Below are 26657 nucleotides of genomic sequence, written 5' to 3' on the forward strand. Positions count from 1 at the left end.
GGGTTAGACTCCGTTATAGCGATAATACGCGTTGCAAGCCCCCTCGGAGCTCACCATGCAACTGCCTAAAGGGGACTCGGGCGTACAGCCACGGCCAAACACCTTGCAATCTTTGGGTTTGGCGATCCCCCGTAAAATATCACCACATTGACACGCTTTATGATCGTCAATATCGGCGACGTTAAGCCTGTCACTAAAAATACGTTCGGCGTCGCGGTGGGCGTATTCGGGTCGTAGCATCAATGCCGAGTTGGCCACAGGCCCAAGACCACGCCAACGAAATTGGGGGCGTATCATGAGGTATTGATTGACCTTTTGCTGGGCATGCAAGTTGCCATCCTCGCTGACCGCGCGGCTGTATTGCACATCCAACTCGGCTGTACCGGCCACTTTTTGTTTGACGATACGTAAAATCGACTCCATGACATCCACAGGTTCAAAGCCAGCGACCACCACTGGGGTGTGGTAGCGCTCAACCGCAGGGCGATACAATTTAGCGCCACTTATTACGCTCACATGGGATGGGCCAATAAAAGCGTTCACTGTGGCTTTGGGATCGGCCATTACGGCATCGATGGCGGGTGGCACTAATACATGATTGATATGAAATAGTAGGTTATTAACCCCTTGCTGCTCAGCTTGTTCTATCAGCACCGCGGTCATCGGAGTGGATGTTTCAAAGCCGATAGCAAAAAAAATCACTGTTTTTTCAGGGTTATCTTTGGCGATGGTGAGGGTATCGAGAGGATCATAAATCGGGCGGATATCACAGCCTTGAGCCCTAAATTGCGCCAAGCTACCTTTAGAACCAGGTACCCGAATCATGTCGCCTAGCGTCACTAAAATTACCTCGGGCTGGGAGGCTAAAATGGCGGCGTGGTCGATACGCTCTTTAGGCATAATGCACACAGGGCATCCGGGCCCATGGACAAATTCAATATTGGCGGGCAATAGTTGATTGAGGCCGTATTTCATTATGGTATGGGTATGGCCACCGCATACCTCCATAATATTGATTTTACTCGGATATTGGCTCGCTAAGGTTTGGATCTCTTGGGCCAAATTATGTATGGTGGTGGGATCTCTAAATCCTTGGTAAAGCTGACTTAGGTCAATCATGCTCAGTGCTCCTGCTCCATCTTGTCGACTATCTCTCGATAGAGTGCCAAGCTCTGCTCGGCATCAACCTTATCGATTTTATTCATGACAAAACCGATATGGATCAGCACATAATCATCCATGGCTAACGGCTCACTCATTAAGTGGCTAGATACTTTGCGTTTAACCCCCATGGTTTCAACCGTTACCGCTTGCTCATCTGGGTGAATCGCAACCACTTTTGAGGGGATTGATAAGCACATGTTTAGGCTCTCCTATGGTCATTGAGCCATTGTGCAAAGGCAAACATGCTGTCACTGTCTTTAACAGAGGTGATGAGCACCTCAGCCTTTGGATTGAGTTTTTTCACTTGGGCCTTGGCTTCCTCAACATCAAAATCAAAATGGGGCAGCAGATCCGCTTTAGTGATTAAAACCAGATCGGCCTTACGGAACATCACCGGATATTTTTCTACTTTATCATCGCCTTCCGGTACCGATACCAACACGATATTGAAGTGGGTGCCCACATCATAAGAGGCGGGACAGACTAAGTTACCGACGTTTTCGACAAAGCATATATCCAGCGGATTAAGATCCACATGATGCAAGGCACCGTGCACCATAAAGGCATCAAGGTGGCAGGCTGAGCCGGTTTGAATTTGGTAAGCGGGGATCCCTTTGGCAATTAAGCGGTCAGCATCGCGCGAGGTTTCTAAATCACCTTCAATCACGCCATAGTTGAGCGAGGTATACTCTTTTAAGTGTTCCAGCAAGGTGGTTTTGCCACTACCTGGGCTGCTCATCAAATTGAATGCGGTTATTTGATGGGCCTCAAAATGTTGCCGATTGTGGACCGCTTCATGATCGTTCTTATCGAGAATTTTGTGAATGACGGAGAGGGTTTTGCTGTCATTGAGTTGCGGGTTACTGTGCAACTCTTGATGGTCATGGCTGTGGCCGTGATGATGCTCATGCGCGTGGTGATGACCGTGGTGGTCCGCATGTTCTGCGCCACTGTCCAGGGTCGGTTCGTGTCGAGTGATAGAGCAGCCGCAATCTTTACACATGATGAACTCCATTTAATCTAATGCTAATAAACATTTTGCATGGTGACAGCATTAACTTCATTGATACGGGTCACTTTATTAACAAAATGTCAGTATTTTTATCAATCTTGCTGCACAGCTTGCAGCCTATTTTTGGCGGTGGATCTCATACCAGAGTTGGCCCATTGCGATGCCACCATCGTTGACGGGCACCTGCTTGGGGCTGAGCACTTGCTGGTTACGTTGTTTGATCCGCCGCCGAGTGTGTTTGAGTAAGTAACGGTTTTGAAATACGCCGCCTGTGAGTACCACAGGTAAGTGGGCGTGTTCACTGGTCAAGCTGTCGATGGCGTCTGCTAGACAATCCATAAAAGCGCGGGCAATCAGTCCTTGCCACTGGGGGGAATTATCGCGCAGTGACATGGCATCGAGGATCTGTTGCCATAGGTTATCGGTTTGCCACACACCGTCCACCAAGGGTAAGGTAAAGCGCAGCGACGCTGGCTCATTGGCAACGCGATTGGCTGCCCCCTCCAGTAACATGCCCGCTTGCCCCTCAAATTGGGTGCGGGTCATTAAGCCCAGTAAACAGGCGAGGGCATCGAATAGCCGACCAATCGAGCTGGTCTGATGGATGGCGATGTCCTTGCGCCATAACTGATATAAGTTTTGTATCAGCAGTGGTGACATCCCTTGTATTACGGGCAAATTGAGCGCGGCGATCGCCTCGGGCGAATGCTGCTTAAACAGCAGGGCGAGCATGACCCGCCGCGGATCGGTAATCGCTTGCTCATGACCAATTAACGCCATGGGCTGTAGGTGCACGATGCGCCGATAACCCTTCACGTCGGCCAGCATCACTTCGCCACCCCATAACTGCTTATCATCCCCAAGGCCTGTGCCATCAAAGCTAAAACCCAGCACCTTACCTGTGTATTGCTGCGCCGCCATGACGCTGAGTATATGGGCGTAATGGTGCTGCACTTGGCTATGGTGACAAGCTTGCTCTGCTGCATAGTCACGTGCCCAGCGTGTCGGCGCGTAGTCAGGGTGGCGGTCGCTCACCACATAGCGGGGCGTAAACTGATATAGGCGGCTAAACGTGGCTAAGGTATCGGTAAAATAGTGTTCAGCCTCTAGGCTAAAGAGATCGCCGATATGTGGGCTTAACACCAGATTATGGCCAAAACCGAAGGCGAGGCTATTTTTTTGCTGCGCGCCGACGGCTAAGGTATGGTCTTTAACGCTGTGCTGCCAGTGGAGGGTCAATGGCGCGTAGCCCCGTGCTAGGCGGATCACTTGCAGCTCGTCATCTATCATCTGCACTACGCTGTCATCACAGCCATTTAAAATAGCGCGATCATGATCCAATATCGCATCGACCACGCCAGCCAGTTGGTTTTGAATACCAACGCTTTGGGTAATGATAGGCTCACCGCTGCGGTTGGCGCTGGTGGCCACTAGGGGCCGTTGCAACTGCGCCAATAACAGGTGATGTAAGGGGGTGTAGGGTAAAAACAGCCCTAACCGGTCAATATCGGGAGCGACACCCGGGCTGAGCAAACTGGGGTTATCGATGCGTTCGAGTAAGGTGATAGGCCGCTCGGCGCTGCACAGCAGTTGCCACTCAGCCTCACTTGCCTTGGCCAGGGTTTTGGCCATGTTAAGGTCACTGCACATTACGGCAAAGGGCTTGGCTGGACGCTGTTTACGGTCGCGCAGGCGCATCACGGCCTGATGATTGCTGGCATCGCATACTAGATGAAACCCGCCCAAGCCTTTGATCGCGACAATATCTCCTTGTTGCAACAAGGCAACGCAGCGATCTAGCGCGGCATCACTGTGGGCTATCGCTTGGCCATTGGGTGTGGTTAATGTCAGCTGCGGCCCGCAGTTAGGGCAACTGACAGGCTGAGCGTGGTAACGTCGGTTTAGCGGATCGCCATAAGCCTCGGCGCATTGCTCACACAGGCTAAATTTCGCCATCGAAGTATTGGGGCGATCATAAGGTAAAGCATTGATTAAGGTGTAACGCGGCCCGCAGTTGGTGCAATTGGTAAAGGGGTAGCGAAAGTGACGATTATGAGGATCTTTTATCTCATTGAGGCAATCTTCACAGCAGCTTTTGTCGGCTGATACCGCGACCTGCGCCCCCTCGCTAGCTTGACTCTGAATGATCTCAAAACTTTGACTATTAGAGAGTGGCGCCATGGTCTCTTGAGTCACACTGTCGATACGGGCGAGCGGAGGCGGCGTTTGAGTTAATGTCGCTATAAATTGCGTTAGCTGCGCGCTTGCCCCTTGCAGCTCAATGGTCACGCCCAGGCTATGGTTAAAGGTTAAGCCGCTCAAGCCTAATTCATGGGCGAGGCGGTAGACAAAGGGGCGAAATCCCACCCCTTGGACAATGCCCGTGACCAGCAGTTTAACCCGATGCAGTGATGCCTGTGGCGCGGCTTGCGGCTCAGCCGCTACGTGAGCCGAAGGCCGTTGAGATGGGGTGATAGTCACGCTATTTTCGCCGTTTTTTCAACAATAAAGCACCGATAGCATGATTATTACCGTCGATAGCCAATTGCTGATTGCATTTTATCGGAAAGTTTTTACCGACGCGCAGCACCACACGTTGGCACAATAGGGGATTTCCCCATTCGCTTCCCGCCAATGCCACTGAGCGGACGCCAATATTTTGGTCTAAATGCTCTATCCAGTTGGCGAGGTAATCGGCTAACGAGTCGTGCATGCCAAAGGCCAGCTTGCGGTTGTCTCTGTCATCGGCGAGGCGAAAACTCATTAGGGTGCCTAGTGTCTTGCACCAGTTTAAGCTGCGGTGTGCTTCTCCACGTGTAAGCGGGTAGTCGATACGTGGTGAGTTAGCGCCGCGGTGGGCTTGAGCCGCGGCCGTCAGCGCATCACTGAGGTCATTGACCTGCATCGAGCGACTTGGTAGACCCAATAAAATCGCACCAATGGCCCACAAGGTCGTGAGGTTATTATGTGGTGCGGGCAGTTTAAGATCGAGCAACCTGAGATAATCATCTGGGTATTGCTGTTTAAATTTCTCCAGCACCTTGCGCTGCGGACTCTGTTCTAACTGATGATAGATTTCATAGCCACTGTCTGGCAGGCTGGGCAAGGCGAAAAACAGTTCACTCTGGTGTTTAGCGTCGAGTGTTTGAATTTGGCCGCCGTGCTGCTGGCTAAAATAGATGATGGCGCTGTGTTTATCCACGCCATGCTCTAGATTTACGCTGTGTAAGGCCGATAGCCCATACTCTTGGGGCGTTAAGCTGAGTAAAGCCGCTTGCTGTCGTGGCGTCGGTTCGCCAGTCACGCGCTCGACCCGATATTGCTGTTTATCATGGCAGGCATAGTAAGTCTGCTCGCCGTTGTGCAGTAACACATCATCATGCAGTGCTGGCGTGGTGCGCCTAAGTTTGACAGGCGATTGTGCGCAGTGATCAATTTCGACCCAGGCACCGTCGATAAAGGCCAGTGGCTCACTGTGGCGAGGATCGTCAATATAGAGCCAGTCAATGCCTTGCCGGCGCAGATGCTCAGTTAAAATTACCAATAAGCGGTTATAGGCAAAGCAGAGGTCATACAGCGGGGCGTCGAGTTTTGGGTGGCTATCTATGGCTCTGGTCGTGATCAGCGGCTTTTCGATGCTTGACAGGGCAAGCACTTGGCGATCGGTTAAGTGGAACTGGGCATTAAGGGTATTGGGGTTGCACACCAATAATGTGGGACGACCCGTTGGACTCAGTGGCTTGAGGCTCAAGGTGACGGGGAGATCGCCAGTTAAGGTCAGCGTGCCATGGGTGAGTAGCTCTGTGCTCAGCGCCGCAATATCGGCGCCGGTGAGTCCTTGGTAATTGGGGTTAATGCTTCGCTCGCCGTGGCAACACTCGCACACCAAGCCCAAATCGCCAAATTGGGGGGATTGATTATCGCCAAATAGCGGTGCACATTGCTGGCAAAACTCCTGGGTAATGGCCCCACCTTGCAGTGGACTGGTTCTGCCGCTTGGACAATCGATTAAGGCGATGCGTGAATCGGTCAGCCATACCGAGATTAAAAAGTCGTGTGCGATGGCATCGGCTAACGTTTCCAGTTGCGGTTGCTCACCTTCGGCTTCGATAAAGTAACAGCCTTTTTGGTAACCTACGCTGATTGTGAGCTCAGCGTAATTTAGGTATTGGTTACATAAGTGCGCGTACAGCGGCACCGGACGTGAGCAGGTAAATTCAAATCTGATTATTTTCATTTATGATGACACCGCGCTTGTAAGAGTCGGGAATGAGCTTATCGATAGCAATGTTGTTGATACGAGTCACGCTAAACCCCAGTGAGCGTAAATGGTTCAGCGTGGTCGCTTCCATTAAAGGCACCGCGGCGGCGACGCTAGCGGTAAGGCCGAGGGTCATCGGCTCGATAAGGGTAGGGGTGCAACCGAGCACAAAGGTTTTTGGACGATCGCCAACCATCTCCATCATGGTCAAGGTTTGCAGCATCTCCACTTCGTGGGCACTGCCTTGCCAGTCTATTTCACTTGGGGCTTTGTCAAAATCGAAAAAGTAAACTTCGCCAGGACCGACGCCATTAGCATTGACTGTGTCGACGACAATCAGATAATCATATTGGCAGATAATGGGGATAAGGCCTTGAGCCAAGGTTCCCCCATCCATGATATCGAGTTGATGGGTTGGATGGGTAAATTGATAGTTTTCTTGTAGGTAATTAACGAAGTGTACGCCGATACCTTCATCGGCGTACAACACATTACCAATACCAAGTAGCAGTATTTTCATGACATCCTTGTTAATGCTTTTTTGGGTGATAATCGTATCCAGACACGATAGAGTCAACCGAGTTATGTTTAAATCGAATACTGGTCCACACCGCCATATAGACGTGGATCACCACAAAGATGACAAACACCCACGTAAAGTAGTGATGCCAAATACGCACTTGTGCTAAGCCACCCATCTGCGCGGTTATCCATGCGGCAGGCTCCCACATGAGGCCACCGAGCCCCAGATGATAGACATTAGCATAGAGGACCAGTCCTGTGATGCAGATTAACGCCGCAATGAGTGAAATCACTAAGTAGGTCACAAATTGCAATGGGCCATAAACGCCTTTTTTATCAAGATGTCCCATCCACAGATAGGATTTGAGCTGTACAATCCAACTCTTGATACTGGTGACATCTTTAAAGGAGCGCCGCTCGATATCACTCTTAGCAAAGAAGAACAGATAAGCTCGCACCACAGTGATGGCACACAGTACAAAGCCAAACACGATGTGAGCAAAACGTATCCAGCCTTGCACTAGTACATCTGAGTTGCTAGGCGCAACCAAGAATGGCCAGGCGATGTAGAACCCCGTAATGACAAGAACCAGTATGGCTAGCGCTCGCAACCAGTGAAAAATTCTGATCGCGGCGCTAAATATAAAGGCTCTCTCATAGGGTACAGTAGGTGTATCCATGAGTTGCTCCTTAGGTGTTACCGTTGGCATCGAGTCGGAATTCACCCAAATCTTGGCCTTTGTAATCCATTACATGGACAGAACACGCCATACAAGGGTCAAACGAGTGAATAATACGGATCACTTCCAGCGGCTTAGTGGGATCTTCCAGTTGCAATCCGATGAGCGCCGCCTCATAGGGGCCCACCTTGCCTTCATTATCGACAGGGCCGGCATTCCACGTAGTGGGCACTACGGCTTGGTAATTTTCCACTAAGCCATTTTTAATGCGGATCCAGTGGCTGAGAGCCCCCCGCGGGGCCTCGATCATGGCGTGACCGACATATTCACGGTCAGGGTCCATTTCGGGCTTCACATAGGTGCTTTCATCCACTTGAATATTTTGGATCAGCGCATCAAAGGTTTTTAAGCCCTCTTCGGCCACAATCAAGGTTTGCAACATGCGCGCCGCGGTGCGACCAAGGGTGGTAAACAAGGCTTCCACGGGCAGGCCGGTTGCTTCGAGTAACCCATTGACCGCTTTGACGACCACTTCGTTACCACGTGCGTAACTGACTAATAGACAAGCTAATGGGCCAACTTCAACGGGTTCACCTTGATAACGTGGTGATTTGACCCAAGAGTATTTACCGTCACCGTCGAGGGTGGGCAGTTTGCCGTATACCGTGTCGCGTTCAACAAAGCCGGTGTAGTTAGGGATGGTGGTGCCATCATAGGGGTGCTGTGGGCCATCAGCGTCATACCATGCATGGCTGACATCTTCTTTAATCAAGTCGGGGTTGAGGTCGCTGACATTGGCTAAATCGCCATTCATGATCACCCCTTGGTCAAACAGGTATTCGCCATTGGCCAAGATAAAGTCATTGGTCGCCATGAAGTTTTTCACATTGACGCCACCTAATACGCTTGGCTCGTTACCAAAGGCTTCGGCTGCCATCACGATATCGGCTTGATAGGCTCGGCGAATAAAGTCCGTCACCGTAGCATGTTTTTGCTTCCACTCTTGCAGGCGAGCAGGGCTTAACATATCACGTACCGACGTCACGCCGCCGACCACTAAGGATTGTGGATGGGGCTGCTTACCACCGAAAATCGCCATCATCTCTGCCGCAACCCGCTGCACTTCAAGTGCCTTAAGGTAGTGCGATAGGGCGATCAGGTTTTGCTCTGGGGTAAACTTATAGGTGCGATTGCCCCAATAAGCATTGGCAAAGGGGCCAAGCTTACCGGTTTCGACAAAGCCTTTAACCCGTTCTTGTACTGCCCTAAGTTCACCTTCACCGGCCGCAATTGGTTTATCGGTATATTTGAGAGCTACTTGGGCAGCCGCGGCAGGATCGGCGCTTAATGCCGAGACCACATCGACCCAGTCTAGCCCATGTAAGTGATAGAAATGGACAATATGATCATGCATATACAGGGATGTCAGCATTAAAGAACGCAGGTATTTGGCATTCAGTGGAATGGTTAATCCAAGCGCATTTTCAACCGCTTCTGTGCCGCAGCGGTAATGGGAATAGGTACACACACCACAGATGCGCTGTACGATGAGGCCGACATCCATGGGGGTACGTCCCTTGAGGATCACCTCAATACCGCGCCACAAGGTGGATGAGGACCAGGCCTTTTGAACAACATTATTTTCATCAACTTCAACTTCGACGCGTAAATGGCCTTCGATGCGAGTGATGGGGTCGATAACTACACGTTTGCTCATTTAACTAGTCCTCTTTCGAATTGGCAAATACGCTGGCAACTGCATGGGCGCCGATACCAATGGCTGTCGCCCCTAAAATAACGGCTCCGACAGTGTCGGCGGTGGCATCGAGTCCGTGAAGTAACTGTCTGCCTAGAGGCTTCTCAAAATCAGCCATATCATCCCAGAAGTTGGGCTCAGAGCAGCCCATACAGCCATGGCCGGCCAACACTGGCCAACTGGTGTGATGATTAAATCGCTCGGTAGGGCAGTTGTTGTAGGTGTAGGGACCTTTACATCCCACCTTGTATAAACAGAAACCTTCTTTGGCCCCGCTGTCACCAAACTCTTCGACAAATTCACCAGCATCGAAACGACCACGACGTTCACAGTTATCGTGGACCCGAGCACCATAAGCCCACTTAGGTCGGTTAAACATGTCTAAGGCGGGTAATTGGCCAAACATGATGAAATACATCAGCGTTCCGACAATGTTTTTCTCACTGGGTGGGCAACCACCTAAGTTAACCACCGTCTTATTGACCACTTGGTCAACCCCTTTAGCGCCCGTTGGGTTAGGCGCTGCGGCCTGGACGCCACCAAAGGCTGCACAGGTGCCGACCGAAATAATGGCAGCGGCGCCTTCGGCGGCATGTTTAACTATTTGAAGCCCAGTATGGCCTTTACAGCCTACGGTGAGGTAGGCGCCATTATTGGCCGTGGGAATCGCCCCCTCAACCGCCAGCAGGTAGTTGCCTTTATAAGCTTCTAGGGCATGCTCGAGGTTCTCTTCGGCTTGCCAGCCTGCTGCGGCCATTAAGGTTTCGTGGTATTCCAATGACACATGGTCAAAGATGAGTGAATCAAGATTAGGGGTATCGGCGCGTACCAGTGATTCGGAGCAGCCAGTACACTCGGCCATATGCAACCAAATCAGTGGCACTCTATCGGCCAGTTCGGCGGCTTCGGCCACTAAGGTGCTAAATGGAAGTGGTAAAGCCAGCATTGCAGTTACTGCAGCGCTCCACTTCATGAAATCTCGGCGTGAAATGCCATGCTCTTCCATTTTGCTTTGCAAAGAATGGGCATGACGGGGTGATAAGCTGCGCAACATATCGAGACGCGCTTGACCCTGTTGGTATAAGGCGGCATGTGTGTCCATGGTTGACCCTTTGTTGTCATTCTGATGCTGAAATGTGATGTATCGATTCGACAACTAAGTTTAGGCCGCAATTTAGGGATATTTGTTGATATGTATCAAGCTTTTGAGGAATCGTGATCGAGTCGATGTTTTTCCGTTAATTCGTATGAGGCAGATCATGTTTAATTTATTAATTGGGTCAAATTGTCCCAATTTTTAATGCTTGTGTGAGCTGACGCAGAATAATAAATCACCTTGCTAGGCCGAAAAGTCAGTCGTTGGTCGTATGCCATGATGGCTTGAAGCTGTGCACACAGACGGTGTTCCAGAGAAGCGTTTTCCTAAAAAATGCAGAAAGTAAGCCACTATTAAATAAAAAAGTTACGCAAAATGTCGGTTGATATTGCTAAGCTTATATACACTTACTATGAGCAATTACAGCGATCAGCGGTCTGTTTATTGACGCATTAACTAGGCTTACTAGGATAAGTCGATAAGACAAGGCTCAAGTTAAGACAATGAGTAATGGGTTAAATTGACTAGTGCTTAGTTAGCTATCAATATCCACCTGATAATGAATAGAGTGGGTTTTAAGTGCACATTATCATAGGAGTTAGACTATGGAATCGATGAAAGTCGTTGATTATATGGACCGTCAACCCGTGTTATTACATCCGGATATGACACTGGCCGCGGCGGTAGAAAAGCTGCTGACACAAAAAAAACTCGGGGCAGCTGTAGTCGATCATGGGGGCAATTTAGTGGGGTTTCTGTCGCAACAAGATTGTTTGGCGGTAATGTTAAAAAGCTCGTATCACTGTGATTTAACGGCTAATGTTAGCGATTGCATGCGCAGTGACGTATTAAGTGTCACCCAAGACACGCCAATCATCACCCTCGCGGAACAGATGTTACAGGCTAAACCCAAAATCTACCCAGTGGTAGAGCAGGGCAAGGTGGTCGGCATTGTCGATCGTAATGCGGTGCTCAAAGCGATAAACCTGTCGATGCAAGCCTGCTACCTCAAGCCCGCTTAGGGGCTATTGAACTAGACTGTCTGCCTACTCTCACCGTCGCGTTACTTTAAAGGTGCGTGAATTAAAGTGACGCGAGGGTGAGCCTTATCTCCTGCAGAAATGCACCATTTGCCATACCAATAGCGTGCGTTAATTGGTAGGATCGCAGCCTTGTGTTTTTCTTTTATGGGTTTTGCATTTGAATTCGCCACTTCACCCCCTGTCTAATGCCTTCTTAAAGCAATGTTATCAAGCGGATGCCTCTAAAATTAGGCGTCGTCTCTTTCGCTTAAATAAGCAAGCCGATTCCGATAAGAAGCGGGATGAATTGGTCAAACTTGAAGCGCTGGCAGTTGCCGCTTGGGAAAAGGTTGAGCTACGTCGCAGCGGTCGCCCGCAAATAGACTATCCCGAGGCGCTGCCAATTTCGCAAAAACGTGACGAAATAGCGCGGGCAATCGCGGGTCATCAGGTGGTGATTGTCGCCGGTGAAACTGGCTCAGGTAAAACGACGCAACTGCCTAAAATCTGTTTAGAACTGGGTCTGGGTTGTCGTGGACTTATCGGCCATACGCAGCCGCGTCGTCTGGCAGCGCGCAGTGTGGCAAGCCGAGTCGCTGAAGAGCTCAACAGTCCATTAGGTGAAGTGGTGGGCTTTAAGGTGCGCTTTGCCGATGCGATAAAACCCAGCTCGTACATTAAATTGATGACCGATGGTATTTTATTAGCAGAGCTGACGTCCGATAAATGGCTCGACCAATACGACACCATCATTATCGATGAGGCGCACGAGCGCAGCCTGAATATTGATTTCATTTTAGGTTATTTAAAAAATGTGCTGAAAAAGCGCCCCGATCTCAAAGTGATCATCACCTCAGCCACCATAGATGTAGAGCGTTTTTCCCAGCATTTTGATAATGCGCCTGTGATTGAAGTCTCTGGGCGAACCTATCCGGTTGAGACGCGTTATCGTCCTTTAGTGCGCGATCAAGACGAAGACTTAGATTTAACCGAGGGGATATTTGCCGCAGCAGAAGAGCTGATGGCCGAAGGCCCCGGTGATATTTTGATCTTTATGAACGGCGAGCGTGAAATTCGTGATGTGGCCGATCAGCTCAATAAACGCCAGTATCGCGATACTGAGATCTTGCCCTTATACGCACGTCTCTCTTATGGCGAGCAGTCTAAGGTGTTTAAGAGTCACGTTGGCCGGCGTATCGTATTAGCAACCAACGTGGCCGAAACGTCGTTAACCGTGCCCGGCATTAAATACGTGATCGATCCCGGCACCGCCAGAATCAGTCGCTACAGTTACCGCACTAAGGTGCAGCGCCTGCCCATTGAGCCCATCTCGCAGGCCAGCGCCAACCAACGTCTTGGCCGCTGTGGTCGTGTGGCGCCTGGTATCTGTATCCGTTTATATGATGAAACCGATTTTATTAATCGGCCCGAATTTACCGATCCGGAAATTTTACGCACCAACTTGGCGTCGGTTATTCTGCAGATGTTGGCCATTGGCCTTGGGGATATCGAAGGTTTTCCATTTATTCAGCCGCCTGATCCCCGTTATATCCGCGATGGTTTCTTGCTGCTCGAAGAACTGCAGTCGGTTAAAAAACACCAAGGTCAGCTGCAACTGACGCCACTTGGGCGCCAATTGGCATCGATTCCGGTGGATCCCCGTTTAGCGCGCATGGTAGTGCAAGCCAACGAATATGGCTGTTTGCATGAGGTGCTGGTCATCGCCGCAGGCTTGTCGATACAAGATCCCCGTGAGCGCCCGATGGACAAAAAGCAGGCGGCGGACGAAGCCCATCGTCGCTTTAATGACAAACATTCTGATTTTGTCGGCTGGGTTAACTTGTGGAACCATGTCAAAACCGAGCAAAAAACCTTATCAGCCAGCCAGTTCCGTAAACTGTGTAAGCAGGAGTTTTTAGCTTATCTGCGAGTACGAGAGTGGCAAGACTTGTATGTTCAGCTGCGTCAAGCGGTGCATGATCTTAAATGGAAACTCAACAGCGAGCCGGCCGAGTATCAACCCCTGCATCAAGCACTGTTAACCGGTTTACTGAGCCATATCGGCTTTAAAGATAAAGACAACGAATATGTCGGCGCCCGTAACCGTAAGTTTTTTGTGTTTCCAGGCTCTCCTTTAGCCAAGAAAGGCCCTAAGTGGATTATGGCCGCCGAGATGACCGAAACCTCGCGCCTCTTTGCTCGCTGCTGCGCCAAAATTGAGCCTGAATGGATTGAACCCTTAGCTGGCCATTTAATTAAGAAAAGCTATGTTGAGCCCCATTTTGAGGCCAAGCAGGGCAGTGTCGTGGCCTTGGAAAATCAGCAGCTATATGGCCTGACCATAGTCAATCGTCGCCGGGTGCAATATGGGCCGATAGATCCCGTTGAGGCGCGTGAAATTTTTATTCGCAGCGCCTTAGCTGACGGAGAACTGCGTACTAATGAAGCGTTTTTCGTCAAAAATCGTCAGCTGCTGGAAGACATTGAGTCGTTAGAGCACAAGTCGCGTCGGCGCGATATTTTGGTCGATGAACAGGCACTGGTGGATTTTTACCAGAGCCGCATTCCCGCTGATATTTATAACGCGCCCAAATTACTCAGTTGGTGGAAGCAGGAGAAAAAGGTCAATCCCGATCTCTTAGACTTTGAACGCTCACAGCTGATGAAACGCAGTGATGACCATATCTCGGCGCTGGATTTTCCCGATCATTGGCATCAAGGCAATTTAACACTCTGCCTAAGTTACCACTTTGAACCTGCCGATGTTGATGATGGTGTCTCGGTGCACATTCCGGTGGCGTTATTAAATCAAATAGACAGTAACGGTTTTGACTGGCTGGTGCCGGGCTTACGAGAAGAGAAGTGCATCGCGCTGATAAAGTCTTTGCCTAAAACCTTAAGGCGTAACTTTGTGCCCGCTCCCGATTATGCCAGAGCCTGCTTACAGGCGATGACATCGACCGAGGTGAGCCTGCTCGAGGCCATGTGCAAACAGTTACTGCGCATGAGCGGGGTGCGGGTCTCAATCGATGATTTTGATCTGTCGCAGTTACCTGCGCATTTGTTGATTAATTTTAAGGTCGAAGATGACCGCGGTAAGCTCATCGCCCAAGGCCGCAACCTAGAGGAGCTCAAGACCCAGCTGCAAGGCCAAGTCAGTCAGGCGATTCGCAATGTGGCCGACACAGGTATTGAGCAGCAAGCGTTGACCGAGTGGAGCTTTGGCGACCTGCCCAAGCAGTATCAGCAACGCAAAGGAAATTTTGAAGTCAAGGCGTTTCCAGCGCTGGTGGATGATAAAACCAGTGTCTCTATTGCCTTATTTGATGATGAAAATGAGGCCCAGCGCGCCCATCGCAGTGGCCTGCAGCGCTTGTTGCTGCTTAACATGCCGTCGCCTGTGAAGCATCTGCAACAAACCTTGCCCAATAAAGCCAAGTTGGCGATGTATTTTAATCCCTTTGGTCAGGTTAATGAGCTGATCGATGATATTTTATCGGCGGCAGTGCAGCAGTTACTGGACGAAAAAGGGCTGGATATTCGTAGCGCCGAGCAATTTGAACAGGCAAAAGAGTGGGTACGCCAAGAGCTTAACCCCACAGCGGCCAAGATAGCCTTGCAGGTGGAAGAGATTTTAACCTTGTATCAAAAGGTAAAAAAACGCCTTAAGGGTAAAATTAGCTTCGATATCGCCTTTGCCATGAGTGATATTCAAGCGCAGCTCGACAAGTTGGTTTACAAAGGGTTTGTTGAGCAATGTGGCTGGCAACGATTAACCGATTTAGTTCGTTATATCAAAGCGATAGATACTCGTCTCGACAAGTTACCGGTCGATCCCAATCGCGATCGCTTGCACCTGCAAAGCATTAATAATGTGCAGCAATTACTCGAGCAACAACTGGCTAAGGTACCGCGAACTGCGGCTATTCCTCAGGCGCTGCAAGATGCCCGCTGGATGATAGAAGAGTACCGAGTGTCCTGTTTTGCTCAGGTGTTGGGCACTGCCTATCCCATCTCAGAGAAGCGGATTATTAATCGGATTAACGAAGCTTAAATATAGCGCTCAAGGACGGCCAGTAAACGGATGTCACTGGCCGTGATGCGCGTTAACGCAACTGCTGACGCCGATTAAGGGCAATAAGTTTATCTAGGATGCGCTCACCATCCATACGAATACCATTGTGTTCATATTCTGAGGTGAGCCAATAGGTTAGGTTACCCACTTGGGCTGCGGTTTCTAAACTGTAGGTCATCTCGACAAACATATCTTCGCTATAAATGGCTGCCGCGACCGGCACCTGATTGTTTGCCAAAATATTAACATCGTACAGCATGGGCCAATCGGCTTTTTCGGCTAGCAGGTGCGCAGCATGTTTGAGTGGTTTAAGGTTAGTAAATTGCTCAAAAAACCAAGGGTATACCATTTCACCAGTAAATAAAAATGGACTATCGGCACGGTAGTTAAACTGTTCAAATTGGCCTCGTACGCGCTGCGCCGCCCAGTTTGATGCGTGCTGCTGGCAGTAAATACTCTCGTGCAGCAAGGCAAAAATCGGGTTGGTATTAAAATCGAGTAACTGGCAAAAATGCGCTAAAAATAGCGGATTCATCTGCAGGCCTTGGTCGGTCTCCATCAAGGCTTGCTCTAACAGGTAATATACCGCTTCGGGGCCTTGCTCCATGCCAATATTGATCCCCAACAGTTGCAACATTTCTACCGTAAGTCGCTCGCCAGTGGCGATACGCACCTCATGGGTGCTGATATATTGTGCGAGGTTTTGTACTAATTGCTGCGCGTCGGGAAAGCGCGTGAAAAAGTCGTTATTTTTGCGCTGTACTCTTTGATAGGTAGCTTGATAGACCTCATCAGAGCGGCGAGTGAGCGAGGGAATACCGCCAGTGATGTAGGCTTCTTCGAGGCCATGTGGGGCATCGTTGAGGTATTTAAGTACACAAAAGCCGCCAAAACTTTGCCCTAGAATACTCCATTTCTTGCCCGGACAAAGCTGCTGACGTATCGCTTCTGCATCGGCAATGATACTATCGGCGCGAAAATGGCTAAGGTACTCGGCTTGAGCGGCGGCGTCTAAATGGCCCAGCGATACTGCGTTAACGGGTGATGACAGCCCGGTACCGCGTTGGTCGAGGAGTAATACCCGATATTCTTGCAAGGCTCTTTTTATCCAGCCGCTGTTTGCGACAGGCCTTACGGCGCCAAATCCTGGGCCACCTTGAAAAAACACTAGGTAAGGCAGCGTTTTATCGCTGTGGCTGGGCGAGACGAGTTCGCGAGCAAACACACTGATGTGTGGCCCATTGGGCTGTTGGTGATCCAGTGGCAGCATAAAGGTGTGTTTAATGGATTGGATCCCAGACAGTATTTGGCGATTGCTCATGTGTATCCTTTTGATTTTTAGTGGATGTAGCCCGCAAGAATTGTATATAAAAACAATAGCGTGGCATAGATTATCCTAGATCAATATATTGATAACCGATATTAGTTAAAACTGACGTGTTATCCTAATCTATGCTTAATTGAAATAGTGGAAGTAGCAGATGAAATATCAAATTGTGCCGGTCACACCTTTTCAGCAAAACTGCAGTATTATTTGGTGTGAAAAAACCAAGTTAGCTGCGGTTGTCGATCCCGGTGGCGATATCGCTCGTATCGAGCAGCAATTGGCTCATCATGGTTTAACGATAGCGAAAATCTTGTTAACCCATGGTCATATCGATCATGTTGGCGGTGCAAAAGCGCTCAGTGAAGCCACTGGCGTTGATATTATTGGTCCCCATAAAGATGATGAGTTTTGGTTGACTTCGTTAGCGGAGCAGAGCAAACATTTTGGTTTTTTACCGGCGCAGCCTTTTGCCCCTCACCGTTACCTTGCGGCGGGCGATACCGTCTCGGTTGGCGAACAAACACTGCAAGTCTTGCATTGTCCCGGACATACCCCTGGGCATATTGTGTTTTTTCATCAGCAAGCTAAGTTGGCGTGGGTTGGCGATGTGCTATTTAAAGGCTCAATTGGTCGCACCGATTTCCCGCAGTCAAACCATCAACAGTTAGTCGAGTCGATAACCCAAAACTTATGGCCATTAGGCCGTGATGTGACCTTTATTCCTGGCCACGGACCTATCTCTAATTTTGGCGCCGAGCGCGAGCAAAATCCTTTCGTTGCCGATCAGTTATTAGCCTAAGCTTTCTCCTAACACTTTTGCCTTGCCGTTAGTCTATGCCGTCAGCATGACTAATGGCCTTTGGCGTTCCTTTGATTTTCAAGCAATAATATTGGTTTCCTTATCTGTGCTTTGTTAGGCTAGGTCGATATGTTCAGTGAAAACCTATCGATGACATGATGTCAAATGGCTGCTGTAACGGTAGCGGATGACTCAAGCGGTATCTGTCATTGCGTCTTCGACGCGTTAAGCGATCGGTTGGGGCTTATCCTTTATTTATGCGTCACAAGCAGGAGGCATGCGGCGATGTCACATCATATTGAAGATCTCCTGAGCAGCTGGCAATCGGCGCCCGATGATGACTGGGTGTTGGCTGTGATCACCCAAGTTGAAGGCTCGGCCTATCGCAAAGTGGGCGCCATGATGTTGATCCACTCCTTGGGCAAGAGCGTTGGGGTGATCAGTGGTGGCTGTTTAGAGGCCGACTTAAAACGTTACGCCCAAAAAGCATTACAAACCCAGCAAGCACTGAGTGTCTGTTACGACGCCAGTGACGAGTCTGACGCCAGTTATCAGTTGGGATGTGGCGGCGTGGTGCACTTGATGCTTATTCCCCTGTGCCGGCAGAACCACTACCTTAATTTTCCCGCCCTGAGTCAGGCGTTAAAGCAGGGAGGGCGGTGCTATTACCAGCTCAGCCTGTGTGATCCGAGTGCGCCGCAAGGGGCGATAACCACCTCGGTATGGGCCAATCAGGCACAAGTTGATAAACAAGGTCTTAGCTTACAGTTGAGTGATTTTAACCGAGCAGGCATTCACCAGAGTGAACAGACTACCTTAGTGATCCCGCTGCGCAGTCGTTACCGTATTGCCATTTTTGGCGGCGGTCTGGATGCCCAGCCTGTGTGTCGTATTGCCATGGAGCTAGGTTGGCGGGTTGATGTGGTCGATGAACGCACCAGTTATGCGCGTAGTCATGATTTCGTCGGTGCCCGCGTGCTTAAGCAGCCAATCGAGGCGCTAGATGCGTCATTTTGGCACGGCCTCGATGGGGCGATTGTTATGCACCACAATTTATCCCTCGATGCTAAGGCCTTGGCCTCGCTGCATGCAAATGGCGTGAATATCGCTTACATTGCTCTGCTTGGCCCTGGGCATAGGCGCGATCGCGTGCTGGCGTTAGCCGAGCTCTCCCCTGATGCGATTAAACCGTTTTTTTCGGCGCCGGCGGGCTTGGCCTTGGGGGGAGAGTTGCCCGCATCGATTGCGCTGAGCATCTTGTCTGAGTGCCATGGGGTGTTGCATCAGGCCAAACTTAGGGCGTTGCAAGAGGTGATGTTATGACGCACACAACTCAGTCGCCATCCCAAACTCAGTCGCCATTACGGATGATCGCCTTGCTGGCCGCAGGCGGGAGCCGCCGTTTTGGTGGGGCCAAATTAGCCGCCCCCATTAAGGCTGACAACTCAATTGATGGTTCACAAGCGGGCCACAAACAGACGCTTCTTGGGGTCGTGTATGGGCGTTTATCCCAGGTCGCCAGCCATGTGGGCGCACAGTTAGTGGTGGTAGTCGGTGGGCATCGTGAGGCGGTGATCGATGGTTTACCAGCCGATGCCAAGGTATTGGCTAACCCCCACTGGCAACAAGGGATGGCCAGCTCCATCGGCGTTGCGACTGAGTATGCGCAGGCGATGGGCGCCGAGTCGTTAATGATAACCCTGGGCGATCAACTTGCCTTACACGTTACTGATTACTTAACCCTATATGGCGCTCGCGCGCAAGCCAGTTCCCGTGTTAGCGCCTATTACGCCTCGGCTCCTGCGGTGCCCGCGATATTTCATCGTGATGACTATACTGAATTGCTTAAATTAAAAGGGGATAGGGGGGCCAAGGCGCTGCTTAAACGTCGTTATCAAGAGGGCAAATTGATTGCCGCATGCTTACCCCGCGCCGAAGTTGATATCGATACCCCAGAACAACTGTATGATTTTTATAAGATATAGGTGCTCAGCACCTGTTTAACTAGTCGAACACCCTGTAATCGCTGTCGGGGTTATCAAGGAGATACAAGATGTCCAAGAATCCATTAGGACTCAAGATAAACGGCAAAGATTATACGTTGGATGCCGACCCCAATATGCCCGTGCTGTGGGCCATTCGCGATCTGGTTGGTCTTACCGGCACTAAATTTGGTTGCGGCGCGGGCTTATGCGGCGCCTGTACTATCCATGTCGATGGTCAACCTCAACGTGCCTGTTTAACCAGCCTAAAGCAGGTGCAAGGTAAGCAGGTCACCACCATTGAAGGCTTGGCGTTTGAGCCGTTAAAACAGGCATGGCGTGAGCATAATGTGCCTCAATGTGGTTATTGCCAAGCTGGGCAGTTGATGTCGGCTGCGGCCTTGTTAACTCAGACGGCGCAGCCGACAGAGCGCCAAATAGATGAGGCGATGGCAGGTAACCTGTGTCGCTGTGGCACTTATACGCGCATTAAGGCGGCGATTCAAACGGCGTCGGGTCAAAAAGTCAGCCAAGCCGACGCCCATAGCGAGTCTGAGCAGGAGGCACAAGCATGAGTCAATTCACTGCAGTACAAAATTTTAGCCGCCGCGACGTATTAAAGCTGTTTGGTGTTGCCGGAGGCGGATTAGCCTTAGGAGCCAGTGGCGTAAGTTGGAGCCCGATGGCGCTTGCACAGCAAGGCACGTCAGAGTCTCGGCTTAATCTGTTTATCGCTATCGGTGAAGATAATCAGGTGTATTTAACGTGTCATCGCTCAGAAATGGGCCAGGGGATCAGAACCGGGATCCCGCAAGTGTTGGCCGATGAGTTGGGCGCTAAATGGGATAATGTGGTGGTGGTACAAGGGCTGGCGGATGAACGTTACGGCAGCCAAAATACCGATGGCTCACGCAGTATTCGCCGTGGTTTTGATAAGATGCGTGAAATGGGCGCGATGGCTCGTACCATGCTAGAACAAGCTGGCGCAGAGCGCCTTAAGGTGCCCGCGTCTGAGCTAAGCTGCATTGACAATGAGGTGGTGCATTCAGCTTCTGGTCGACGCCTGAGTTTTGGTGAGCTCGCCTTAGCGGCCGCAGCGCTGCCTTTGCCCGATCCTGCTAGCTTAACGCTGAAATCGGCGCAGCAGTACACCCATATTGGTAAATCCCATGGGATTGTCGATATGGAGGATATTCTCACCGGCCAAGCAGAATTTGGTTACGATGTGCAGCTTGATGGGATGCTATATGCCAGCATTACCCGCCCTCCCGTGGCGGGCAGCGTCCTAAATAATCTGGATGACACGAAGGCGCGTGCCACCGCTGGCGTGGTCGATGTGATCACCTTGCCAGCGCCTAAAGGTGCGCCGAGTTTCCAACCCCTAGGCGGCGTGGCGGTTGTTGCAACCAATAGCTGGAGCGCCATCGAAGGGCGCAAACAACTGAGTCTCAGTTGGGGGGGATCGCCTAATGATGAGCATGACTCACAGCAGTATTTAGCCGAGCTCAGTGAGCGGGTGAAGCAACCCGGTAAAGTGGTTCGCCAGCAAGGACCTGTCAATACTGACTGGCCAGAAGAGCAGACCATCAGTGCGCTCTATACCGTGCCTTATCTGGCTCATGCCATGATGGAGCCCCCGACTGCTACCGCCAGAATAACAGCCGATGGTGTTGAGTTGTGGGCATCGACTCAGACCCCGCAAAGTGCGCAGCAAACCGTGGCCAATGCGCTGGGGCTCAAGGTTGATCAGGTGATCATTCATGTGACCTTGCTCGGTGGGGGATTTGGCCGTAAGTCGAAACCCGATTTTTGTGTCGAGGCCGCCTTATTAGCCAAACAAACGGGTAAGCCGGTGAAGGTCAGTTGGAGCCGCGAAGATGAGCTGCAAAACGGTTATCTGCATGCCATTAGCGCCCAGTATTTTAAAGGCAAAGTGGGGGCCGATGGCGTCGAAGCCATACTACAACGCAGTGGTTTCCCAAGCATCAGTTCTACCTTTAACGCCAGTGTTGATGAGCCTAGCGCCTCAGAATTGGACATGGGCTTTGTTGATGTACCGCTGAGTATCAACAGCTTACGCTGCGAGTCGGTAAAAGCACAGGCACATACACGAATCGGGTGGCTGCGCTCAGTGTGTAATATTCAGCATGGTTTTGGCATTGGCTCATTTGTCGATGAATTGGCACATAAACGCGGCTTACCCACAGTACAACTGTGGCGCGAGCTGCTTGGCAGCGATAGGCACGAAACCTTTGAAAACCAAGGGTTCACCTATGGTAACTATGGTGACTCTTTGAGTCGTCATCCTGTGGACACGGCCCGCTTTAAAGGGGTGATTGATGCGGTAGAGCAGGCCATGGCTCGTCAGCCTAAACCCACGTCGGGTCAAGGGTGGGGGTTTGCCGTGCACCGCAGTTTTACCGCGTTTGTCGCCACCGCCACCTTGGTTGAGGTGACGGATAATAAACTTAAGGTGCTGAAGTCGATTATCGCTATCGATGCCGGTACGCTGGTTAACCCTGATCGTGTTCGCTCTCAGCTTGAAGGTGCGGTGATGTTTGGTTTGAACCTCGCCTTAATGGGGCAAATCAGCTTTAAAGCGGGGCGGGTGCAGCAGTCGAATTTTCATGATTACCCATTGTTACGTATGTCACAGTGCCCAGAAATCGAGACGATAATAATCGCCTCGGATGCGGTGCCTGCAGGGGTGGGTGAGCCAGGCGTACCGCCTGTGGCGCCAAGTGTCGTCAATGCCATTTTTGCTGCTACAGGCAAACGCATTCGTCAGCTGCCGATTAACGCTCATATGTCGGTATAATGCCAAGTCAATTAACTGCTTCAAGTTAATTGACTTAGTATGACTTAGGCACAAGGTAAACCCATGACCCGTTATAAGTTAAAACGGGTTATTTCAGTGTTACTTGGGCACATCAGCGTGCTGTGCCCAAGTGCTTTTGGTGTTGTTGTCTAAAGATTTGTCACTAAAACCGCTACTCCTTGTTGATCGTCTCTGGAGTGTTGCATCACTTTTGTTATAGGTGTTAATATCGCCGCCAACTTACCTCCCTTGATTTTAGGTGTGCACAGCCGTTTAGCATCACATTTTTTGAGTCCGTGATTATCTGCAACTGCTAACATCTTGTTGTGCATGGCGTTAAGTCTCACAAGTAAAGCTGGTTCGGCAGGAGTATTTTTTAAGCTCAATCCATCGTGATGTTACATTTTCTACCGATACCCATACAGTAAAGCACTCACTGGCCGATAGATGTCTTAGACATCAGTCAAGCCATTGTGGTGTGAATGCGGGTAACGTTAGTCGGTGAAACTGCTCGTGGTGCATCTCGTCGTATAAAATAAGTGGGCTCCCATGAAAGCAAGCGAATTTAGAAAGATAGATGCGTTAATGATCAAGTTAAGTCTCAATGGCAAATTTTGGGTGGTGTGCGCTATGGTCAGCGTCATTACCTTAACGATAGCCTTACTTAATCTCAATCAACTCACCCAATACGCCCACAGCAGCTCTGCTGCACGGGCGCAGGCCAGTCTTGATGCTTATGCCAATATAGCTAAATCACAACAGCTCACTGGCTCTGCACTGACTCAGTTTGCCACGCAGCATGGGCTGAGTTTAGCCAGTCGGGCTGTCAATACGCGTCAGGGTGATAATGTGACCGTAAGCGCCCCCATTGCTGGTCAATTTTTACAGGCTAACACCAATGTGGCCCAGTGGGAGCAAGAGGTTAAGGGCGATGGCTGGTGGATGTTTTGCTTGGCGTTGATTGGCTTATATCCTTTGTATCAACTGAGTTACTGGATCTCAACATCACTTGGGGCTGGCTTGTGGGACATGTACGCTGCCATTAAGCGTTTAGCCGATGGCGATCTATCATTTAGACTTAACTTTTTTGGTACCGATGATTTTAGTATGATTGCCCGGGAAATCGATCGTAGTGCCGACAATATGAGTGAAATGGTCACTGCTATTGGTAATAATGCGGCCACACTGGCCAATGCCGCCGATGAATTTAATCAACAGGCGCAGCAAAATGAGGAGTTGGCTAAGTTCCAACATCAGTTTCTGGACACCGTTGCGGTGGCGATGGACCAAATGACTGCCGCCATCGGTGAAGTGTCGCATAATGCGGCCAATGCCTCAGATCATACTAAACAAAATGCCGATGCGGCGGCCGATAGCAAATTACGCATCAGTGAGGCGATGGCGCGTATCGGCCAGCTTACTCAACAGATCGCTTCAGCGTCGAGCGCGGTAGATGCACTGTCGACCAATGCCACCGAGATTGGCGCTGTCGTCACCACCATTAATGGTATTTCAGAGCAGACCAACTTATTAGCATTGAATGCAGCTATTGAGGCGGCGCGTGCGGGTGAGCAAGGTCGAGGTTTTGCTGTAGTAGCAGATGAGGTGAGAACCTTAGCCGGCCGAACTCAGCAGGCGACGGTTGAGATCCAATCTATGATTGAGGGGCTGCAAACGGGCTCTGGTCAGTTAGCCAGTATTACCCATGAGATAGTTGAGCAGGCTGAACTTGGTCGAGGAGCCATCGAAACGGTAGGTGCAGATATTGATAATATGGCTGACTCAATCGACCATGTTTTTGATATGAACTCACAAATTGCGGCATCTGCCGAGCAGCAAAGTGTGTCGGCCCGTGATATTGGCGGCCAGTTAAATGATATTCGCCAGCAGTCACAAACCATTAAAGAGACCGCCGAACGCTCAGTGGTTCTGGCCACTTCACTTAAGCAGTCATCAACTGAACTTGAGGGGATTTTAAGCCAATATCGTTTGAGTTAATGCCGCTAATTAGGCCGTGCTCCGTCACGTACAGCATAAAAAGTATTAAAAAAGGTTCAATAACGTCTTTTTAAGACGATATTGAACCTTTTTAATGGGGCATTCTTTACTGGTGCTGTGCCTAATCACTCATTGGCTAAACAGCCCGTTATGCCTTTAATTCCCTTTAACTTGCTCTAACAGCTAGCCACGTGGCATCTCACAAGCAAGCGTCTGGTATTGGCGTATGTCAACACACCCTGTTAGCACAAATGAGCTTGAGATAGCATCCACATCCACGGCGCATTTATCCCAGCTTATCTCATCTGTGATTTAAGCCAGCTTATTTAAAGGTGCTCCAGATCGGCGCATGATCCGACGGCTTTTCGATACCGCGTAGGTTATAGTCGACATCAGATTCAATTAAGCGCTCAGCCAGTGACGGTGTGGCTAAAATCACGTCGATACGCAGACCGCGGTTATCATCGAACCCCTTACTGCGATAATCAAACCATGAGTAGCGCTCACTGCGAGTGGGGTGTAATTGACGGAAAGTATCGACCAAGCCCCAGTCGAGTAGCGTGCTGAGCCATTGACGCTCTTCTGGCTGAAAACTGCATTTACCGGTTTTTAACCAACGTTTAGCGTTTACTTCGCCAATACCAATATCCAAATCGATGGGAGAAATATTGATATCACCTATGATGGCGATATCATCTCCTGGATGACAATGGGTATTGAGATAGTGCATTAAATCTTGATAAAATTTACGTTTAGCTGGGTATTTCGTTTCATGGCTGATGTTCTCACCCTGTGGGAAATAACCATTTATCACGGTTAACGGTCTACCATTGTCTTGGTTAAAGGTGGCGATGATCATGCGGCGCTGAGCATCGTCCTCGTCGGTAGGAAAGCCTTTTTGTACACTGAGCGGCTCACGCTTAGACAGCATAGCTACCCCATAGTGGGCTTTACCACCGTGGTAGTGCACCTTATAACCCATGGCCTCGACGTCAGCGAGCGGAAACGCTTCATCATGAACCTTAGTCTCTTGCAAGCCGATAATATCGGGGGCATGCGTATCAATAAGGGCCTGAAGTTGGTGTAGTCTAGCTCTGAGGCCATTGATGTTAAATGATACGATTTTCAATGTGTTCAATCCTGTCAACTCTATGGCAATACGCGTTTAAACGGTTTGACTATCACCTTGGCATAGACTCCAGCGGCAACGTATGGGTCTTGATCTGCCCACGCTTGCGCGGCTTCCAGTGAATCAAATTCAGCCACTACCAGTGAGCCTGTAAAGCCGGCTTCGCCAGGATTTTCATTATCGATAGCAGGATGGGGACCTGCTAGCATTAGCCGACCTTCATCGGATAACTCTTGCAGGCGCGCCACATGTGCTGGGCGTACTGATAAGCGTTTTTCTAAACTGTTTTCAATGTCTTGAGATGAGATCATATACCACATTATTTGAGTTCCTTTTTATGTTCTTCGGGCATGTTTTTGTAAAGGTACACTACAGTAACGACAGTGTTAAGCAGCGTTAGGGCCGTTAGGCCAAACACTTTAAAGTTAACCCATGTCTCTTGAGGCAGGTTAAAGGCGACATAGATGTTAAGCAGAGCACAGCCCACAAAAAACAACACCCAATACCAAGTAACATGGGCCCATATTTTATCGGCGACAATTAACTCTTTGCCTAACATGCCCTTTAAAATGGGCTTATTAATAAATTGACTGATGGCTAAGGCGAGTGCAAAGAGTGCATACACTACGGTCACTTTCCATTTAATAAAGGCATCATCATGAAACACTAAGGTCAAGGTGCCGAAAAAGCTAACCATGGCGAAGGTGATAAGGTGCATTTTTTCAATTTTTTTGTACATCAGGTAGGTGATGATCAGCTGTAACGCTGTAGCTGCGATTAGGGCACCACTGGCGATATAGATATCGAAAAATTTATACACTGCGAAGAAGATCACTAACGGCAAAAAGTCGAGCAGTTGTTTCATAAGTTTGGTTTCAATGAGTCAATAAACAGATTGGCCGCAGTGTAGCATGCCTGCTTTGGGTGAAAAAGCTATCCAATGGGTAGAAGCGGGTAATTGGCGATGAATTTAAATTAATGCGAGCCTTGCCAAACATTGAGCAAGCCAGCGGGTT

General features: G+C 49.9%; 21 protein-coding genes. 8 read left to right on the forward strand and 13 right to left on the reverse strand.

The window, feature by feature from the left end:
• Window positions 1–3: 3 nt before the first annotated feature.
• From hypD to hyaA, 9 genes are all read right to left on the reverse strand, one after another.
• Complete coding sequence (gene hypD / locus AC5YBX_RS07845; RefSeq protein ID WP_494524707.1) at window positions 4–1119, reverse strand: hydrogenase formation protein HypD; 1116 nt, start codon at window positions 1117–1119, stop codon at window positions 4–6.
• 2 nt (window positions 1120–1121) lie between these two features.
• Window positions 1122–1361 carry a HypC/HybG/HupF family hydrogenase formation chaperone gene (locus tag AC5YBX_RS07850; protein WP_110458100.1) on the reverse strand — a complete coding sequence of 80 codons (240 nt, stop codon included), beginning with the start codon at window positions 1359–1361 and terminating at the stop codon, window positions 1122–1124.
• A 2-nt stretch (window positions 1362–1363) separates the two neighbouring features.
• Window positions 1364–2167, reverse strand: coding sequence for a hydrogenase nickel incorporation protein HypB (gene hypB / locus AC5YBX_RS07855; protein ID WP_494519306.1), 804 nt, complete (start codon window positions 2165–2167; stop codon window positions 1364–1366).
• Between the two features lie 126 nt (window positions 2168–2293).
• Window positions 2294–4657: a carbamoyltransferase HypF gene (gene hypF / locus AC5YBX_RS07860; RefSeq protein ID WP_494519305.1), complete on the reverse strand. Its 2364-nt coding sequence runs from the start codon at window positions 4655–4657 to the stop codon at window positions 2294–2296.
• 1 nt (window position 4658) lies between these two features.
• Window positions 4659–6413, reverse strand: a complete 1755-nt coding sequence (locus AC5YBX_RS07865) for a NiFe hydrogenase (RefSeq protein WP_494519304.1) — start codon at window positions 6411–6413, stop codon at window positions 4659–4661.
• Window positions 6394–6957 carry a HyaD/HybD family hydrogenase maturation endopeptidase gene (locus AC5YBX_RS07870; RefSeq protein ID WP_494519303.1) on the reverse strand — a complete coding sequence of 188 codons (564 nt, stop codon included), beginning with the start codon at window positions 6955–6957 and terminating at the stop codon, window positions 6394–6396. The genes AC5YBX_RS07865 and AC5YBX_RS07870 overlap by 20 nt, the downstream gene beginning before the upstream one ends.
• Window positions 6958–6967: 10 nt before the next feature.
• Complete coding sequence (gene cybH, locus AC5YBX_RS07875; RefSeq protein ID WP_494524708.1) at window positions 6968–7639, reverse strand: Ni/Fe-hydrogenase, b-type cytochrome subunit; 672 nt, start codon at window positions 7637–7639, stop codon at window positions 6968–6970.
• 10 nt (window positions 7640–7649) lie between these two features.
• Complete coding sequence (gene hyaB, locus AC5YBX_RS07880; protein WP_494519301.1) at window positions 7650–9356, reverse strand: nickel-dependent hydrogenase large subunit; 1707 nt, start codon at window positions 9354–9356, stop codon at window positions 7650–7652.
• 4 nt (window positions 9357–9360) lie between these two features.
• The gene (hyaA, locus tag AC5YBX_RS07885) at window positions 9361–10497 is read right to left on the reverse strand and encodes a nickel-dependent hydrogenase small subunit (RefSeq protein ID WP_494519300.1); all 1137 of its coding nucleotides are present in this window, start codon (window positions 10495–10497) and stop codon (window positions 9361–9363) included.
• A 599-nt stretch (window positions 10498–11096) separates the two neighbouring features.
• Here hyaA and AC5YBX_RS07890 point away from each other — a divergent pair.
• Window positions 11097–11513 carry a CBS domain-containing protein gene (locus tag AC5YBX_RS07890; protein ID WP_475516649.1) on the forward strand — a complete coding sequence of 139 codons (417 nt, stop codon included), beginning with the start codon at window positions 11097–11099 and terminating at the stop codon, window positions 11511–11513.
• 178 nt (window positions 11514–11691) lie between these two features.
• The gene (hrpA, locus tag AC5YBX_RS07895; protein ID WP_494519299.1) at window positions 11692–15567 is read left to right on the forward strand and encodes an ATP-dependent RNA helicase HrpA; all 3876 of its coding nucleotides are present in this window, start codon (window positions 11692–11694) and stop codon (window positions 15565–15567) included.
• A 52-nt stretch (window positions 15568–15619) separates the two neighbouring features.
• On the opposite strand, the gene AC5YBX_RS07900 is transcribed toward hrpA, so the two are convergent.
• Complete coding sequence (locus AC5YBX_RS07900) at window positions 15620–16909, reverse strand: alpha/beta fold hydrolase (protein WP_494524709.1); 1290 nt, start codon at window positions 16907–16909, stop codon at window positions 15620–15622.
• A 160-nt stretch (window positions 16910–17069) separates the two neighbouring features.
• On the opposite strand from AC5YBX_RS07900, the gene AC5YBX_RS07905 reads away from it, so the two are divergent.
• The 6 genes from AC5YBX_RS07905 (at window position 17070) to AC5YBX_RS07930 (ending at window position 24512) form a co-directional block, all read left to right on the forward strand.
• Window positions 17070–17714: an MBL fold metallo-hydrolase gene (locus AC5YBX_RS07905; protein ID WP_475516652.1), complete on the forward strand. Its 645-nt coding sequence runs from the start codon at window positions 17070–17072 to the stop codon at window positions 17712–17714.
• A gap of 285 nt (window positions 17715–17999) precedes the next feature.
• Window positions 18000–19037 (forward strand): XdhC family protein, encoded by a 1038-nt coding sequence (locus AC5YBX_RS07910; protein WP_494519296.1) that lies wholly within the window; start codon window positions 18000–18002, stop codon window positions 19035–19037.
• Entirely contained in the window at window positions 19034–19699 is a 666-nt protein-coding gene (locus AC5YBX_RS07915; RefSeq protein WP_494519295.1) for a nucleotidyltransferase family protein, read from the forward strand. The genes AC5YBX_RS07910 and AC5YBX_RS07915 overlap by 4 nt, the downstream gene beginning before the upstream one ends.
• A gap of 68 nt (window positions 19700–19767) precedes the next feature.
• Complete coding sequence (locus tag AC5YBX_RS07920; RefSeq protein ID WP_494519294.1) at window positions 19768–20271, forward strand: (2Fe-2S)-binding protein; 504 nt, start codon at window positions 19768–19770, stop codon at window positions 20269–20271.
• The gene (locus AC5YBX_RS07925) at window positions 20268–22514 is read left to right on the forward strand and encodes a xanthine dehydrogenase family protein molybdopterin-binding subunit (RefSeq protein ID WP_494524710.1); all 2247 of its coding nucleotides are present in this window, start codon (window positions 20268–20270) and stop codon (window positions 22512–22514) included. Before AC5YBX_RS07920 ends, AC5YBX_RS07925 begins: the two co-directional genes overlap by 4 nt.
• Window positions 22515–23063: 549 nt before the next feature.
• Window positions 23064–24512 carry a methyl-accepting chemotaxis protein gene (locus AC5YBX_RS07930; RefSeq protein ID WP_494524711.1) on the forward strand — a complete coding sequence of 483 codons (1449 nt, stop codon included), beginning with the start codon at window positions 23064–23066 and terminating at the stop codon, window positions 24510–24512.
• A 322-nt stretch (window positions 24513–24834) separates the two neighbouring features.
• Here AC5YBX_RS07930 and xthA read toward each other — a convergent pair whose 3' ends face one another.
• The 3 genes from xthA to AC5YBX_RS07945 are packed head-to-tail and all read right to left on the reverse strand — an operon-like array spanning window position 24835 to window position 26506.
• A complete protein-coding gene (gene xthA / locus AC5YBX_RS07935; RefSeq protein ID WP_494519291.1) occupies window positions 24835–25641 on the reverse strand; it encodes an exodeoxyribonuclease III in 807 nt (268 codons plus the stop codon).
• 20 nt (window positions 25642–25661) lie between these two features.
• On the reverse strand, window positions 25662–25961 hold the full coding sequence (locus AC5YBX_RS07940; RefSeq protein WP_494519290.1) for a YciI family protein: 300 nt from the start codon (window positions 25959–25961) through the stop codon (window positions 25662–25664).
• Complete coding sequence (locus tag AC5YBX_RS07945; protein ID WP_494519289.1) at window positions 25961–26506, reverse strand: septation protein A; 546 nt, start codon at window positions 26504–26506, stop codon at window positions 25961–25963. The genes AC5YBX_RS07940 and AC5YBX_RS07945 overlap by 1 nt, the downstream gene beginning before the upstream one ends.
• Window positions 26507–26657 lie beyond the last annotated feature (151 nt).

This window comes from Shewanella sp. 492 (genome assembly GCF_059338445.1).